The 15,274-nt window shown below is 64.8% G+C and carries 15 protein-coding genes and 1 tRNA gene; 15 read left to right on the forward strand and 1 reads right to left on the reverse strand.

The window, feature by feature from the left end; genetic code table 11:
* Nucleotides 1-101: 101 nt before the first annotated feature.
* The 7 genes from otsB to msrA all read left to right on the forward strand — a co-directional run bounded on the left by otsB (nucleotide 102) and on the right by msrA (nucleotide 7,455).
* Nucleotides 102-788 carry a trehalose-phosphatase gene (gene otsB / locus NUW51_RS03155; protein ID WP_265562670.1) on the forward strand — a complete coding sequence of 229 codons (687 nt, stop codon included), beginning with the start codon at nucleotides 102-104 and terminating at the stop codon, nucleotides 786-788.
* The gene (locus NUW51_RS03160) at nucleotides 785-2,581 is read left to right on the forward strand and encodes a glycoside hydrolase family 15 protein (protein WP_265562671.1); all 1,797 of its coding nucleotides are present in this window, start codon (nucleotides 785-787) and stop codon (nucleotides 2,579-2,581) included. The genes otsB and NUW51_RS03160 overlap by 4 nt, the downstream gene beginning before the upstream one ends.
* Nucleotides 2,578-3,957: an alpha,alpha-trehalose-phosphate synthase (UDP-forming) gene (locus NUW51_RS03165; protein WP_265562673.1), complete on the forward strand. Its 1,380-nt coding sequence runs from the start codon at nucleotides 2,578-2,580 to the stop codon at nucleotides 3,955-3,957. The genes NUW51_RS03160 and NUW51_RS03165 overlap by 4 nt, the downstream gene beginning before the upstream one ends.
* A 3-nt stretch (nucleotides 3,958-3,960) precedes the next feature.
* Nucleotides 3,961-5,448, forward strand: coding sequence for an FMN-binding glutamate synthase family protein (locus NUW51_RS03170; RefSeq protein ID WP_265562675.1), 1,488 nt, complete (start codon nucleotides 3,961-3,963; stop codon nucleotides 5,446-5,448).
* 68 nt (nucleotides 5,449-5,516) lie between these two features.
* The gene (locus NUW51_RS03175) at nucleotides 5,517-6,266 is read left to right on the forward strand and encodes a fatty acid desaturase (RefSeq protein ID WP_265562677.1); all 750 of its coding nucleotides are present in this window, start codon (nucleotides 5,517-5,519) and stop codon (nucleotides 6,264-6,266) included.
* The gene (locus NUW51_RS03180; protein WP_265562679.1) at nucleotides 6,263-6,805 is read left to right on the forward strand and encodes a sterol desaturase family protein; all 543 of its coding nucleotides are present in this window, start codon (nucleotides 6,263-6,265) and stop codon (nucleotides 6,803-6,805) included. The genes NUW51_RS03175 and NUW51_RS03180 overlap by 4 nt, the downstream gene beginning before the upstream one ends.
* A complete protein-coding gene (msrA, locus tag NUW51_RS03185; RefSeq protein WP_265562682.1) occupies nucleotides 6,802-7,455 on the forward strand; it encodes a peptide-methionine (S)-S-oxide reductase MsrA in 654 nt (217 codons plus the stop codon). The genes NUW51_RS03180 and msrA overlap by 4 nt, the downstream gene beginning before the upstream one ends.
* Before the next feature lie 6 nt (nucleotides 7,456-7,461).
* Here msrA and NUW51_RS03190 read toward each other — a convergent pair.
* Nucleotides 7,462-7,551 (reverse strand) — tRNA-Ser (locus tag NUW51_RS03190).
* 132 nt (nucleotides 7,552-7,683) lie between these two features.
* On the opposite strand from NUW51_RS03190, the gene NUW51_RS03195 reads away from it, so the two are divergent.
* From NUW51_RS03195 to NUW51_RS03230, 8 genes are all read left to right on the forward strand, one after another.
* Nucleotides 7,684-8,796 carry a lytic murein transglycosylase gene (locus tag NUW51_RS03195; protein ID WP_265562684.1) on the forward strand — a complete coding sequence of 371 codons (1,113 nt, stop codon included), beginning with the start codon at nucleotides 7,684-7,686 and terminating at the stop codon, nucleotides 8,794-8,796.
* Between the two features lie 71 nt (nucleotides 8,797-8,867).
* On the forward strand, nucleotides 8,868-10,025 hold the full coding sequence (locus tag NUW51_RS03200) for a D-alanyl-D-alanine carboxypeptidase family protein (RefSeq protein WP_265562686.1): 1,158 nt from the start codon (nucleotides 8,868-8,870) through the stop codon (nucleotides 10,023-10,025).
* A gap of 4 nt (nucleotides 10,026-10,029) precedes the next feature.
* Nucleotides 10,030-10,659, forward strand: a complete 630-nt coding sequence (tmk, locus tag NUW51_RS03205) for a dTMP kinase (RefSeq protein WP_265562687.1) — start codon at nucleotides 10,030-10,032, stop codon at nucleotides 10,657-10,659.
* Nucleotides 10,656-11,624, forward strand: coding sequence for a DNA polymerase III subunit delta' (locus NUW51_RS03210; RefSeq protein WP_265562689.1), 969 nt, complete (start codon nucleotides 10,656-10,658; stop codon nucleotides 11,622-11,624). The genes tmk and NUW51_RS03210 overlap by 4 nt, the downstream gene beginning before the upstream one ends.
* A 9-nt stretch (nucleotides 11,625-11,633) precedes the next feature.
* Entirely contained in the window at nucleotides 11,634-13,142 is a 1,509-nt protein-coding gene (gene metG / locus NUW51_RS03215; RefSeq protein WP_265562691.1) for a methionine--tRNA ligase, read from the forward strand.
* On the forward strand, nucleotides 13,139-13,918 hold the full coding sequence (locus tag NUW51_RS03220) for a TatD family hydrolase (RefSeq protein WP_265562694.1): 780 nt from the start codon (nucleotides 13,139-13,141) through the stop codon (nucleotides 13,916-13,918). Before metG ends, NUW51_RS03220 begins: the two co-directional genes overlap by 4 nt.
* Complete coding sequence (locus NUW51_RS03225; RefSeq protein WP_265562696.1) at nucleotides 13,915-14,679, forward strand: MBL fold metallo-hydrolase; 765 nt, start codon at nucleotides 13,915-13,917, stop codon at nucleotides 14,677-14,679. Before NUW51_RS03220 ends, NUW51_RS03225 begins: the two co-directional genes overlap by 4 nt.
* Nucleotides 14,676-15,263 carry a retropepsin-like aspartic protease family protein gene (locus tag NUW51_RS03230; protein WP_265562698.1) on the forward strand — a complete coding sequence of 196 codons (588 nt, stop codon included), beginning with the start codon at nucleotides 14,676-14,678 and terminating at the stop codon, nucleotides 15,261-15,263. The genes NUW51_RS03225 and NUW51_RS03230 overlap by 4 nt, the downstream gene beginning before the upstream one ends.
* The last annotated feature ends 11 nt before the right edge of the window (nucleotides 15,264-15,274 follow it).

Here is a 15,274-nt window from a genome sequence, read left to right on the forward strand (position 1 = left end):
CCAGCGAAAAGCGGCGGGAACTGGCCCATTCGTGCTGCGTAGAGCCATGGGAACGATCACAACGGGGGCGAGGCATCGTCGAGACCGCATCAACAAGTTTATTGAAGGGCGCCAGCCTGTTCCTCGACTTCGACGGGACCTTGGCGGGCTTCACCAGCGATCCCGAGGCGACGCGGCTGGGCGAGGGGAGGCTGGAACGCCTGATCGCCGTGCACGAGCGGTTGGACGGTCGGCTGGCGGTGGTGAGCGGGCGGGCGCTGAACAGCCTCTCCGCGCGGATTGGCGATGAACGGATCGCGCTCATTGGTTCGCATGGGATGGAGGCGCGGATCGAGGGCGTGCGCGAGACATGGGGTGAGGCGCCTGAGCGGCTCGGGGCAGCGCTGGCAGAGCTCGAGGCGTTCGCGGCGGATCAGGGGCTGCTCTATGAGGAGAAGCCCTTCGGGGCGGCGCTGCACTGGCGCCAATATCCGGCGCGGGGCGACCGGGCCGCATTGATGGTGCGGCGGATCGCGGAGCTCAACGAGCTCGGCTGCCAGTTCGGAGATCATGTCGCCGAACTGCGCGTGCCTGGCGGGGACAAGGGCGATGCGCTGACGCGGCTGATGCGGCGGGCGCCGTTCAGCACCGGCGTGCCGGTGATGGTGGGAGACGATCTCACCGACGAACATGGCTTTGCCGCCGCGCAGGCGCTCGGCGGCCATGGCGTGCTGGTGGGATCGCGCGAGGGCAGCCGGGCACGGCATCGCCTCGCCGACGTGGATGCGGTATGGGAGTGGCTCGGATGAACAATCTCAATCTCTGGCCGATCGGCAATTGCCAGGTCAGCGCGTTGGTCGATGACCAGGCGGGCTTCGTCTGGGGCTGCCAGCCGCAGGTCGATGGCGATCCGCTGTTCTGTTCGCTGCTCGAACCCAAGGGCGAAGGGCGCGTGGGCCTGCCGCGCGGCGAATGGCGCTTCGCACTCGAGAAGCAGGTTTCGGCAGAGCCGCGCTATGACGGCAATTCGCCGATCCTTATCACCCGTCTGACCGACGAGGATGGGGGCGCGGTCGATGTCTACGATTTCTGTCCGCGCTACATGGCCAAGGGACGGCTTTATCGCCCCGTCGCCTTCGCGCGGATCGTTCGCCCGGTGGCGGGCGGGCCGCGATTGAAGATCATGCTCAACCCCGCGACCGGCTGGGGGGAGGAGGATGCCGATCGCACGCGCGGGTCCAATCATGTGCGCTATCTGACCGAGCCTGCGCCGCTTCGCCTCTCGACCGATGCGCCCGTGGGGCGCGTGCTCGACGGCCGGGCGTTCCGGATCGAACGCGACATGGCGTTTTTCCTCGGCGCGGACGAGAGCTTTCAGGGCGCGATAGGGCCCAATGTCGCGCGGATGATGGACAAGACCAAGCGCCACTGGATGCATTGGGTGCGCGGTCTGGCGGTGCCCTTGGATTGGCAGGATATGGTGATCCGCTGCGCCATCACGCTCAAGCTGTGCCAGCATGAGGAAACGGGCGCCATCGTCGCCGCGCTGACGACCTCCATCCCGGAAGCGCCGGGGTCGGAGCGCAACTGGGATTATCGTTATTGCTGGATCCGCGATGCCTATTACACCGTGCAGGCGCTCAATCGCCTCGGCGCGCTCGACGTGCTCGAGGGCTATCTCCATTATCTGCGCGATCTCGTCGACGGGGCCGAGGGCGAGGAGTTGCAGCCACTCTATGGCGTGGGGGGCAATGCGCAGCTGACCGAGGGGTTTGCAGAAGCGCTGTCTGGCTATCGCGGCATGGGGCCGGTGCGCATCGGCAATGCCGCCTTCACCCAGTCGCAACATGATGCCTATGGCCAGATCGTCCTGTCGAACGCGCAGGCCTTCTTCGACAAACGCCTGTTTCGCGCCGGGGACGAGAGCGATTTCCGGCAGCTGGAAGCGATCGGCGAGATGGCGGCGGCTAAATTCGACGAACCCGATGCGGGGCTGTGGGAATTTCGAACGCGCGCCTCGGTGCATACCTATTCCTCGGTCATGTGCTGGGCAGCGGTCGACCGGCTCGCCAATATCGCGGGGCGGCTGGGGCTGGAGGATCGCGAACGCTATTGGACCGACAAGGCACGGCACATTCGCAGCGTGATCGAGGAGCGCGCCTGGTGCGAGGAGAAGGGGCGCTATTCGGCGATCTTCGATGGCGACGAACTGGACGCGAGCCTGTTGCAGCTTGTCGACATGCGCTTCGTGCCGGTCGACGATCCCAAGTTCCGCGCGACGCTCGAGGCGGTGGAGAAAGGGTTGCGACATGGCGACCAGATGCTGCGCTATGCCAGCGAGGATGATTTCGGGCTGCCGGAGACGGCGTTCAACTTCTGCACTTTCTGGCTCATCGAGGCGCTACACCGGGTCGGGCGCGACGAAGAGGCGCGCGACCTGTTCGAGGCGACGCTGAAACGGCTGACCCCCGCCTGCCTGTTGAGCGAGGATACCGATTTCAAGACGGGCGAATTGTGGGGCAATTACCCGCAGACCTATTCGCTGGTCGGGCTGATTAATTGCGCGATGCTGTTGTCGCGGCCGTGGAGCGCGGTCCGTTGAGCCGGCTGATCGTCGTCTCGAACCGGGTCAACGTGCCTCGCGGCCGCGAGAATGACGGCGCGCAAGGCGGGCTCGCGGTAGCGCTGACCTCGGCGCTACGGAAATCGGGCGGGCTGTGGTTCGGCTGGTCGGGCAATACCGCGCCGAGCTTTACCGGCGAGGTCGACGCTTTCGAGCATGATGGCGTGTCGGCGGCGGTGGTCGACCTCGATGAACAAGACGTCGAGGAATATTACAATGGCTATGCCAATCGGACGCTGTGGCCGGTGTTCCACTATCGCATCGATCTTGCCGATTTCGATCGCGCCTTCGGCAAGCGCTATGAGGAAGTGAACCAGAAGATGGCCTCGACCCTTGCCCCGATGGTGGGGGAGGGCGACGCGATCTGGGTCCATGATTATCACTTCATTCCGATGGCATCCTATCTGCGCGACCGGGGGGTAAAGAACCGGATCGGCTTTTTCCTGCACACGCCCTGGCCGCCGCATCGGTTGATGCTGACGCTGCCTTTTCATCGGCGGCTGGTGGAGACGATGCTCGCCTATGACGTGATCGGCTTTCAGGCCGACGAGTGGCGCGAGAGCTTCCTTCACTATTGCGAACGCGAGCTGGACGCCGAGGTCGATGGCGAGTGGCTGACGATCGGGGATCGCACCATCCGTTGCGCAACCTTTCCCATCGGCATCGATGCGAAAGACTTCGCCGAGCTCGCGGTCGGGCCCGAAGCCGAGGCGAGCTACACCCGTGCACGCGACAATGTGACGGGGCAGATGATCGTCGGGGTCGACCGGCTCGATTATTCCAAGGGGCTGATCGAGCGGTTCAACGGGTATCGCAAGCTGCTCGAGCGCGAGGAATGGCATCGGCAGGTGACCTTGCTTCAAATTGCGCCGCCAAGCCGGGGCGAGGTGCAGGCCTATGCCGAAATCCGCGACGAGCTCGACAAATTGTCGGGGCGCATCAACGGCGAGCATGCACGGGTGGACTGGGTGCCCATCCGCTACGTCAACAAGGGATATGCGCGGCCCGAGCTGGCTGGCATCTATCGAGCCGCACATGTCGGGTTGGTGACCAGCCTTCGCGACGGCATGAACCTCGTCGCCAAGGAATATGTCGCCGCGCAGGACCCCGAAGACCCCGGTGTGTTGCTCCTGTCGCGCTTCACCGGGGCGGCGAGCCAGATGGAGGATGGTGCGCTCATCATCAATCCGCACAGCCAGATCGACATCGCCCAGAAGCTCGACCAGGCGCTGCGGATGGGGTGGGAGGAGCGCAAGGAGCGTTGGCAAAGTCTCTATGACGGGCTTAACGCTTATGACGTCCACCATTGGGCGGCCGAATTCCTCGCCGCGCTGGAGGGCAAGGGGGAGGCGTAGGCCGTGAGCGTGACCGAACAGATTTTCAACTGGCTGGCCATCGCCTTCATCTGGGTGCTGGGCCTGGCGGTGCTCGCGGTGGCGATGATGTTCATCGTCGATGTCAGCCAGCGCAGCGACACGGTGCGTCGCAACTATCCGGTGATCGGACGCTTCCGCCACTTGTTCACCAAGCTCGGCGAGTTCTTCCGGCAATATTTCTTCGCGATGGACCGCGAGGAGATGCCGTTCAACCGGGCCCAGCGCGACTGGGTCGATCGCGCGGCATCCGGCAAGGGCGACACGCGGCCCTTCGGGTCGACCAAGAACCTGCAACCGGTGGGTACGCCTATCTTCGTCAACGCGGCCTGGCCGACGCTCGATGAAGATGCGGTCGAAGCGCCGCCCATCGTGATCGGCCCGGGGGCGAAGCGACCTTATGAGGCGCCGAGCTTCTTCAACATGAGTTCGATGAGCTATGGCTCCTTGTCCAGGCCCGCGATCCGCGCGCTGTCGCTCGGCACCGCCAAGGCGGGCTGCTGGATGTCGACCGGCGAGGGCGGGCTGGCGCCCGCGCATCTGGAAGGCGGCGGCGACATCGTCTTCCAGCTGGGGACCGCCAAATATGGTGGGCGCAAAGAGGATGGGAGTCTCGATCCTGACAAGCTCAGGAAGATCGCGAGCCATGAACAGGTTCGCATGATTGAGCTGAAACTGGCGCAGGGCGCCAAGCCGGGCAAGGGCGGCATCCTGCCGGGCAAGAAGGTGACCGCCGAAATCGCCGAGATTCGCGGTATTCCCGAGGGCCAGGACAGCATCTCGCCCAACCGCCACCCCGAGATTTCGAACGACGAGGAGTTGCTCGACTATATCGCCATGCTGCGCGAGGTGTCGGGACTGCCGGTGGGGATCAAGACGGTGTTGGGTGATGACGGTTGGATCGATGGTTTCTTCGGCGCGATCACGAGGCGCGGCAAGGATAGCGCGCCCGACTTCATCACCATCGACGGGGGCGACGGCGGGACGGGCGCCGCGCCGATGCCGTTGATGGACAATGTCGGGATGGTGATCCACGAAGCGTTGCCGCTTGCCGTGGATCTGCGCGCCAAGCACGGCCTCACCGAGCGCATCCGCATCATCGTGTCGGGCAAGCTCATCACCCCCTCGGACATCGCCTGGGCGCTGGCGGCGGGGGCCGATTTCATCAATGCCGCGCGCGGCTTCATGTTTGCCATCGGGTGCATCCAGGCGATGAAGTGCCACACCAACAACTGCCCCACGGGGGTGACGACACACAGGAAGCGCTTGCAGCGCGGGCTGGTGCCCGAGGACAAGGCCGACAAGGTCGCGAATTTTGTCGACCAGATGCGCAAGGAGGTCGGGGTCATCGCGCATAGCTGCGGCGTCGCGAGCCCGCGCGAATTGAAGCGGCATCATGTCCGCATCGTCTGCCCCGACGGGCGCACGCGGCGAATGGACGAGATGCATCCTGACCCGGTCCGGCAAAGCTGAGCCAAGCGTCAGGGCTAGGTCGTTCAGCCTTGTTTCACCGCTCGGCGCTATAAGCTAGGGCGGTAACCATGGAACGCGACGCCGCCCTTCGCCAGACTTCGACCGGCCTGCTGCTGGCAGCGCTGATTGTCGGCGCGTGGGTGGGCGGGCATGTCGCGGCGGTATGGTTCCTCGTGGCGTGGGAGCAACCGCTCCTCGCGCTCGCGCTCTTTGTTGTACAGACGTGGCTTTCGGTGGGCCTGTTCATCGTCGCGCATGACGCGATGCATGGGTCGCTTGCGCCCGGGGCACCTGGGGTGAACCGGCTCGTCGGTCGCGTGGCGCTTCGGCTCTACATGGGGTTCAGCTACGACCGACTGCTGCCCAAGCATCATGCGCATCACGATCATGTCGGGACGGCCGGCGATCCCGACTTCGACGCCGACCATCCCTCGAGCCTGCCGCGCTGGTACTGGACCTTCATGACGCGCTACCTCGACTGGTATGTTTTCTGGATCACGGGGACGATCGTAATCAGCTATGGCGCGATCCTTTATCTGGCTGGCGGCTGGGAGCGGCTGGTGCATCTCCTCTTCTGGACCGGGCCCTCGCTCGCCGCCTCGATGCAGCTTTTCTATTTCGGCACCTATCGCCCGCATGCCCATGTCGAGGGCGAGGCATTCGCCGATCATCACAACAGCCGGTCGAACGACTTCCCGGTTCTGGGCAGCCTGTTGAGCTGTTTCCATTTCGGCTACCATCACGAACATCATCTGCACCCCGGCACGCCCTGGTGGCGCCTGCCCGCGGTGCGGCAAGAAACGAAGAAGGCCTCATGAGTTTTGCTTTCCTGACGACCTTTCCCCTCTGGCAGGGGCTTCTGATCGCATTTTCCGTGGTGCTGGCGATGGAGCTGACCGCTTATGCGGTGCATCGCTGGGTGATGCATGGTGCCTTGGGCTGGGGTTGGCACAAGTCGCATCACGAAAAGCGCGTCGGGATGTTCGAGAAGAACGACCTTTATGCGGTGGTATTCGCGGGGCTCGCGATCATCATGTTCACGGTCGGTGCCATGGGGCCGGTGTGGCTGTGGTATGTGGGGCTCGGCACGACGATCTACGGCATCCTTTATTTCATCGCGCATGACGGGCTGGTGCACCAGCGCTGGCCATTCCGTATCGTCCCCAAGAAGGGCTATGCCCAGCGGCTCTACCAGGCGCATCGGCTGCATCATGCGGTCGACGGACGCGAGGGGTGCGTGAGCTTCGGTTTCCTCTGGGCACCGTCGGTGCGCGCGCTCAAGGAGCAGCTCAAGCGTAACCATCCGCGCGGCGTGCGCGAACCCGAGGATGTCCCCGAACTGCAATTGGACCGATGATGAAACGTAGCGCGCTCGCCTTTCTCGCTCTCACCCTTGCCGCCTGCGGAGGCGCGTCGGCCAAGGGCGGCTATGACAAGGTCCCGGCGGCGCGACTGGTGATCGACAATCCCGCCGCATCCGAAATTGCGATTTTCGCGGGCGGCTGTTTCTGGGGCGTCGAGGCGGTGTTTGAACAGGTCGAAGGCGTGCGCTCGGCGGTGTCGGGCTTTGCCGGGGGTGCCTCGGGCGATGTCACCTACAAGCAGGTCATTTCTGGCGGGACCGGTCATGCCGAGGCGGTGAAGGTCGTGTTCGACCCGCGTGTCGTGTCCTATGCCGATCTGATGCGCGTCTATTTCTCGGTCATCGCCGATCCCACGCTCAAGAACCGGCAGGGCCCCGATGTCGGCGAGCATTATCGCACTGCCTTTTTCCCGATGAATGATCGTCAGTCGCGGCAGGCGCGCGCCTATATCGCGCAACTGGGGCGGGCAGGGATCTATGAGCGGCCCATCGTCACCACGCTGGAGCGCGCCGCGCCTTTCGTGCCTGCCGAGACCTATCACCAGGATTTCGCGAAGAAAAACCCGCGCCACCCCTATATCGTGCGCCACGACGCGCCCAAGGTGGCGGCGTTTCGGCGGCTCTTTACGGAGCTTCGCCGCTAGAGGAAATGGCGGAGAGGGTGGGATTCGAACCCACGGTGAGCTTGCGCCCACGCCGGTTTTCAAGACCGGAGCATTCGACCACTCTGCCACCTCTCCGCGCAATCACAGGGAACCGGTCGTCGTCCACCCGCGATTCAGATTGGCCTCGCTATGGCGAAAGGCCGGTCCGTGCAAGGCCCGGGACGAAATCGGCTGCTTTTCGGTCGAGCGATGGATAAGGATGGCTGGATGATCGTAAGCCTATTGATGCGTACCACCTTCCTTGCTGCGAGCGCCGTCGCGCTCGCACTTCCCGCCTGTGGGCAGGAGCGCGATCCGCTCGCCCCCCTGCCCGAGGGAGCGATCGAGGCGGCGGAAAGTCTCTCGGTCGTACCGGCGACCCCGACCGGCGCGATGAGCTGGGAAGCCTATAAGCGCCATCTTGCCGCGCGTAGCCGCGCCGAGGGGGTCAGCCAGCGCACGATCGACGCGGTGATCCCAAGATTGGAAATCGAACAACGTTCGATCGACCTCGATCGAGCCCAGCCGGGCGGTTCGCCGGGATCGACCCGCATTCCGCCCTACGCGCCCTATCGTCGCAAGCATGTCACTGCCGACATCATCAACCGCGGCAAGGCAGAGGCGCGGCAGCATTGGACGACGCTGCACCGCATCCAGGATCAATATGGCGTCGACAAGGACGTCATCCTCGCCATCTACGGCAAGGAAACGAGCTATGGGCGGATCACCGGCAATTTCGACCTGTTCGAAGCGCTCGGAACGCTGGCGTGGGAAGGGCGCCGCCGCGATCTGTTCGAGGGCGAGTTCGTCGCCGCGATGAAGCTCATGGACAAGGGCTATACGCGGCGTCACCTCACCGGCAGCTGGGCGGGCGCGGCGGGCAAGACGCAGTTCATGCCGACCAACATCCTTGCGCTCGCCAAGGATGGCGATGGCGATGGCTGGGCCGATATTTGGGGCTCAGAGCCCGATGCGTTTGCCTCCATCGCCAATTATCTCGCCACCAAGGGCTGGGAGCGCGGCATCGATTGGGGCATTGCCGTCAACGTGCCGCGCGGCTTCGATCGCGACGCGGTGCGCCGGACGAGCCCGCCCGAGCGATGTCCGGCGGTCTTCAATCGCCATAGCCGCTGGATGACGATGGCTGAGTGGCGGGCGCTGGGTGTGACACCGGTGACGACGAGCTTTTCCGACAATGTCATGCTCAAGCTGTTCGAGCCCGACGGGCCGGGGAACACGGCCTATTTGCTGACCCGCAACTATGACATGATCCTCGACTATAATTGCTCCAACTTCTACGCGCTCACCATCGGCCTCGTCGCCGACGCGATCGAGCGTTAGGCCTTGAGGGCGGGGCGCGCTCCGTCCTAAGGTCCGTTTCCATCGACATCCTATTTGAAAGCCGCCCCTTCATGCGCCTTGCTCTTCTGCCGCTCCTCGCCCTTCCTGCTGCCGCGGCCTTCGCCGCCCCGAGCTTCGATGGCGAGGCGCCGATCGCCTATCTCATCGACCTGTCCTCGGGGCAGGTGCTGCTCGAAAAGGATGCCGACCGGCAGATCCCGCCGGCCTCGATGGCCAAGATGATGACCTCGCACGTGGCCTTCAAGCTGATCGACGCGGGCAAGCTCGCCGAAGACAAGATGTGCACGGTCCGGCCCGAAACATGGCGCGAATGGTCGGGCCCGGCTGCGGGGTCGACGATGTTCCTGTCGCCGAACGAGCAGGTGAGCCTCGAAAACCTGCTGTACGGCATCGTGACCGTCTCTGGGAACGATGCGACGATGGTGCTGGCCGAATGCATCTCGGGCACCGTGGAGGCCTTCGTCGACCGGATGAATGCGGAAGCCAAGGAAATCGGCCTGACGAAGAGCCGCTTCGGCAACCCGGTGGGCTGGCCCGATGAAGGCGCGACGTTGGTGACGGCGCGCGATCTGGGCACGCTGGCACGCTCGACGATCGAGGATCACCCCAAGCTGTACAAGAAATATTACGGCAAGAAGGAATTCACCTGGGGCGAGACGCAGGGTGGCAGTCCGATCACCCAGCCCAACCGCAATCCGCTGTTTGGAAAGGTATCGGGGGCCGATGGCCTCAAGACCGGCCACACCGAGGAAGCGGGATACGGCTTCACCGGCTCGGCCGAGCGAGACGGGCGCCGCCTGATCATGGTGGTTGCCGGATTGGACAGCTATGGCGGGCGCGTGTCTGAGAGCGTGAAGCTCATGGAATGGGGCTTTAACGCGTGGGATACGATGCCGCTGTTCGGCGCGGGTGCAGAAGTGGCGCAGGCACGGGTCCAGCTCGGCAGCGCCGATAGTGTTTCGCTCCTCGCGCCGCGTGATCTCGCCGCGACCTTCGCCGCCGGGCTTGCCGCCGACCCGACGGCCAAGATCCGCTATCAGGGACCGCTCAAGGCGCCGATCGCCAAGGGCGATAATGTCGCCGAATTGATCGTCACGGTGGATGGCGAAGAAGCGGTGCTCCCGCTCGTCGCTGGGGCCGATGTCGAAGAGGCCGGCTTCTTCCGCCGCGCCTGGATCGGGCTCAAGCAACTGCTCGGCATGGCCTGAGGCCATGGCGCGGGGGCGGTTCATCAGTCTCGAGGGCGGCGAGGGGGTCGGCAAGTCGACCCAGCTTGCCGCGCTCGCGCAGGCGCTGGAGGGCCGCGGGCTGGAGGTCGTGGTGACCCGCGAACCGGGCGGCAGCCCGGGCGCCGAGGCGATCCGCAAGCTTCTGCTCGAAGGCGAGGACGGGCGGTGGACGCTGCGTGCCGAGGCGCTGCTGTTCGCCGCCGCGCGCGCCGACCATATCGCCAAGACGATCCGGCCTGCGCTTGCCGAGGGCAAGTGGGTGCTGTCCGACCGCTTCCTCGATTCATCGCTCGCCTATCAGGGCGAGGCGGGTGGCCTGGGGTTCGAGGCGATCCGAGACCTGCATCGCTTCGGCTCGGAGGATTTCCTGCCGGACCGCACTCTGGTGCTGCGATTGGAAGGCGGGGAGGGGGCGCGGCGCGCCGCCAGCCGCGATGCCGACGGCGCCGATCGGATCGGCGGGCGGCCGCCTTCCTATCACGCGCTGGTCGATGCCGGTTTTGCCAAGAGTGCCGAGGCCGACCCCGACCGGGTTCGGCTGATCGATGCGGCAGGCAATGAGGCGACGGTGACCGCGCGGCTGCTCTATGCGCTGGGCGACCTGTTGCCATGATCATCGGGCAGGACGAGGCGGTCGGGCGGTTTGTAGCTGCATGGTCGTCGCGCACGCCTCACCATGCCTGGCTGCTCGCCGGGCCGAAGGGCGTGGGCAAGGCTCGCTTTGCCGAAGCGGCCGCGCTGCGCGTTCTCGCCGAAGCGGCGGGGCCGGTGCCTGAGGGCGCGGGGCTCGAAGTTTCGCCCGAACACCGCATTGCCCACCTGTTCGAGGCCGGCTCGCATCCTGACTATCGCCGCCTCGAGCGCGGGATGAACAAGGCGGGGACGGGGCTGGCGCGCAACATCTCGGTGGCGCAGGTGCGCGAGCTCTCGCATCTGTTCGCGGTCACGCCCTCGCTTTCCGATTGGCGCGTGATCGTCATCGACAGCGCCGACGATCTCGAGGTGAGCGCGGCCAACGCGCTGTTGAAGATGCTCGAGGAGCCGCCCGTCAAGACGCTCTTTTTCCTCGTGACCCATGCCCCGGGCCGATTGCTGCCGACGATAAGATCGCGCTGCCGTCGGCTCGATTTCGCGCCTTTGTCGGAGGGTGATGTGGCGCGAGTGCTCGAGACCGCGCTGCCCAAGGCCGATGGACAGGAACGCGCGCGGCTCGCCAGCCTGTCGGGCGGCTCGGCGGGGCGCGCGGTGGCGATTGCCGAGCATGACCTCACCCCTCTCGCCGAGACGGCGCGCCTGCTGATGCGCGACGGCGATCCAACCAATGGCAAACGGGCCGCGCTGGCCAAGAGCCTGAGCCTCAAGGCGGCGGCGGATCGCTATGCGATCTTTCTGTCGATGTTGCCGGGACTGGTGGCGCAGGAGGCGAGGGGAGCCGAGGGGGCACGGCGGGCGGCGCTGCTCGCCGCCTATGCCGAGGCGCGGCGCACCGCGCAGCTTGCGCCGCGGCTGTCGAGTGACCCCGCATCGACCATCTATGTGCTGACGGGCCATCTTGCAGCGGCGGCGCGGCACGGCTAGTCGCGAGCCATGTCAAAGCCTTATTATCTCTCCACCGCCATTTCCTATCCCAACGGGGCGCCGCACGTCGGCCATGCCTATGAGGCGATTGCCGCCGACGTCATGGCGCGCTTTCAGCGGGGGCAGGGGCGCGACGTCTATTTCCAGACGGGGACCGACGAGCATGGCCTGAAGATGGCGCAGACGGCGCGCGAGCAAGGCATCACGCCGGGCGAGCTCGGCGCGAAAATGTCGTCCATGTTCAAGGCGATGTGCGATGATCTTGGCATCACTTATGACCGGTTCATTCGCACGAACGACGAGGATCATCATCGCGCCGCGCAGGCACTGTGGAAAGCGCTCGAGGCCAATGGCGACCTGTATCTGGGGCGTTACGAAGGCTGGTATTCGGTCCGCGACGAGGCCTTTTATGACGAGAAGGAACTGACCACCGGCGAGGGAGGCGAGAAGTTGAGCCCCGAAGGCACGCCGGTCGAATGGCAGGTCGAGGAAACCTGGTTCTTCCGCCTCTCGGCCTATCAGCAAAAGCTGCTCGACCATATCGCCGCCAACCCCGATTTCATCGCGCCCAAGAGCCGCCGCAACGAAGTGGTGAGCTTCATCGAGGGCGGGCTGAAGGATCTGTCGGTCAGCCGCACCAGCTTCGACTGGGGCGTGCCGGTGCCGGGGTCTGAGGGCCATGTCATGTACGTCTGGCTCGACGCGCTGACCAATTACATCACCGGCGTCGGCTATCCCGATGGTGGCAAGCGCTGGGACAAATTTTGGCCTGCCGATTGCCATCTCATCGGCAAGGACATCATCCGTTTTCACGCGGTCTATTGGCCCGCCTTCCTGATGAGTGCGGGCATCGAATTGCCCGGGCAGGTCTTCGCGCACGGCTTCCTCCTCGGCGAAGGCGGGGTGAAGATGTCGAAGAGCCTCGGCAATGTCGTCGACCCGATGGAAATGGCGCGGCGTCATGGCGTCGATGCGCTGCGTTACTATTTGCTGCGCGAGGTCAGTTTCGGGCAGGATGGGAGCGTCGGCGAGGAGAGCCTTGTCACGCGGGTCAATGCCGAGCTTGCCAATAGCTTCGGCAATCTGGCGCAGCGCACCCTGTCGATGATCCACAAGAACCTCGATGGCCTCATTCCCGCGGCGGGCGTGGATGGGGCCGATGTCGCGCTGCTCGAAAAGGTTCGCGAGGCGTGTGAGGAGCAGCTGCCAAGTCACTTTGAACACTGGGCTTTTGAAAAGGGCGTCGAGGCGTGGTTGCAGGCGGTCTATGCCTGCAATGCCTATGTCGACGAGATGGCACCTTGGGCGCTGCGCAAGACCGATCCCGAACGGATGGCGGCGGTGCTGGGGACGCTGGCGGCGGCCATCAAGCCGCTGGCCGAGGCGATCCAGCCGGTCGTGCCGGCGGGCGCGCAGGCGGTGCTCGACCAGCTTGCAGCGGGCGAGGGCGGGGCGCCCATCGCCAAGCCGACCCCTGCCTTCCCGCGGCTCGAACTGGTGACGGAGGAGGGCGCATGAGCCTGATCGACAGCCATTGCCACCTTAATTACGAGGGGCTGATCGAACGTCAGGACGAGGTGCTCCACGCGGCGCGCACGCGCGGCGTGACGGGCATGCTCAACATCTCGACCCGCCAACGCGAATGGGACGCCATCGTCGCTACGGCGGAGCGCAATGACGATGTCTGGGCGACGATCGGCGTGCACCCGCATGAGGCTGACAATCATCCCGATCTCGGCGTCGAGGCGCTCGTCAAGGCGGCCGATCATCCCAAGGTCGTCGCGATCGGCGAGTGCGGCCTCGATTATTATTACGACAAGTCCGACCGCGAGGCGCAGAAGGCGCGTTTCCAGGCCCATATCGAGGCGGCGCGGATCACCGGCCTGCCGCTGGTCGTGCATACGCGCGAGGCGGAAGAGGACACCGCCGAGATGCTGAGCCGCGAGGTCGCCAAGGGCGGGGTGAAGGGGGTGCTCCACTGCTTCACCTCCTCGCAATGGCTCGCCGACCGCGCGCTGGAATTCGGCTTTTACATCTCGCTGTCGGGCATCGTGACCTTCAAGAACGCCAGGGAATTACAGGAGACCGCGAAGACCTTGCCGGGCGACCGCTTCCTCGTCGAGACCGACAGCCCGTTCCTCGCCCCGGTGCCGCATCGGGGCAAGACCTGCGAGCCGGCCTTCGTGGCCGACACGGCCGCCTTCGTCGCCGATCTGCGCGGTGAGGATCTGGACGAATTGAAGGCCCGGACCAGCGAAAATTTCTTCCGATTGTTCGACAAAGCGGCGGCGTGAAGATCCGGATCCTCGGCTGCGGGACCTCGGGCGGGGTGCCGCATGTCGATGGCAATTGGGGCGCCTGCGACCCGACGAACTCGAAAAACCGGAGGCGCCGCTCTTCGATCCTGATCGAGGCGGGCGAGGGGCAACTACTGGTCGATTGCGGTCCCGATTGTCGCGAACAATTGCTCGATGCCGGAGTGACGTCACTCGACGCCTGCATCGTCACGCACGACCATGCCGATCATTGCCATGGGATCGACGATTTGCGGGGGCTCTTGAGGCGCTCGGGCAAGCGCTTGCCGCTGTGGGCTCGCGCCCATACCCTCGATCAGCTCGAGCATCGGTTCGCTTATGCCTTTGCCGGATACAAATATTATCAGCCGCTGTTCGAGGCGACGCCGCTGGACGACACGCGTGACTGGCAGGGCGGACGCTTTTCCTTCGTCGATCAGCCTCATGGCGGGATCACCAGCCTCGGTATGCGCTTCAACCGCGCTGGCAAGAGTGTCGCCTATGCCATTGACTTTCATGATTTGACGGCAGAAATGGCTAGCCTTTATTCTGGCGCGGACGTGTGGATTTGCGATTGCCTGGGGCGAAAGCCGCATCCCACCCATGCGCATCTCGATGCGGTGCTGGGCTGGGCGCGCGAGCTTCGCGTCGGACAATTGTGGCTGACGCATCTCGACATCGTGATGGATCATGCCCAGTTAAGGGAGGAGCTGCCTGACTGGGCGGGGCCTTGCCATGATGGACTGGAAGTGAATCTGTGACCAACGACTGGATGCTCGGCGGCGTATATATCCTGCTTGCGCTGGCGATCGTGGTGTCCGCGCTGCTGACGCGGCGCGAACCCATTGCCAAGCTCGCCAAGATGGCGCTGGCGTGGGTCGCGATCTTTGGTGCGGGCTTCGTCATCTTCACCTTTCGCGACGATCTCGGGATGGTCGGCGATCGGTTGAAATCCGAAGTGACGGGCGATCCGATCACGGCGGCGGGCGAAGTGCGCGTACCGATGGCGATCGACGGTCATTTCTGGGTCGAGGTCGAGGTAAATGGCACGCCGGTCAATTTCCTCGTCGACAGCGGCGCGACGATGACGACGATCGGACGGCCGACCGCCGAAGCGGCGGGCATCTCCATCAATCCACGCCGCGACCAGATGGTCCGCACGGGCAATGGTGTCGTGCGCGTGTCGCGCGGCCGTGCCGACAGCCTGCGGCTCGGACCGATCGAGCGCGAGGAAATGGCGGTCCATGTGACCGACCAGGCCGATCTCAACGTGATCGGCATGAATTTCTTGTCGTCGCTCGATCGCTGGGGTGTCGAAGGTCGTTGGCTGGTGCTTGAACCGTAGGGCCAGCTTCA

This window comes from Sphingomicrobium arenosum (assembly GCF_026157085.1).
Classification (GTDB): Bacteria; Pseudomonadota; Alphaproteobacteria; order Sphingomonadales; family Sphingomonadaceae; genus Sphingomicrobium; species Sphingomicrobium arenosum.

Bases quoted from the DNA above. Each gene is read 5' to 3' on its own strand.
- NUW51_RS03160 (WP_265562671.1), top strand. From the start codon at position 785: ATGAACAATCTCAATCTCTGGCCGATCGGCAATTGCCAGGTCAGCGCG.
- NUW51_RS03175 (WP_265562677.1), top strand. From the start codon at position 5,517: ATGGAACGCGACGCCGCCCTTCGCCAGACTTCGACCGGCCTGCTGCTG.
- NUW51_RS03180 (WP_265562679.1), top strand. From the start codon at position 6,263: ATGAGTTTTGCTTTCCTGACGACCTTTCCCCTCTGGCAGGGGCTTCTG.
- msrA (WP_265562682.1), top strand. From the start codon at position 6,802: ATGATGAAACGTAGCGCGCTCGCCTTTCTCGCTCTCACCCTTGCCGCC.
- NUW51_RS03195 (WP_265562684.1), top strand. From the start codon at position 7,684: ATGATCGTAAGCCTATTGATGCGTACCACCTTCCTTGCTGCGAGCGCC.
- NUW51_RS03200 (WP_265562686.1), top strand. From the start codon at position 8,868: ATGCGCCTTGCTCTTCTGCCGCTCCTCGCCCTTCCTGCTGCCGCGGCC.
- tmk (WP_265562687.1), top strand. From the start codon at position 10,030: ATGGCGCGGGGGCGGTTCATCAGTCTCGAGGGCGGCGAGGGGGTCGGC.
- NUW51_RS03210 (WP_265562689.1), top strand. From the start codon at position 10,656: ATGATCATCGGGCAGGACGAGGCGGTCGGGCGGTTTGTAGCTGCATGG.
- metG (WP_265562691.1), top strand. From the start codon at position 11,634: ATGTCAAAGCCTTATTATCTCTCCACCGCCATTTCCTATCCCAACGGG.
- NUW51_RS03220 (WP_265562694.1), top strand. From the start codon at position 13,139: ATGAGCCTGATCGACAGCCATTGCCACCTTAATTACGAGGGGCTGATC.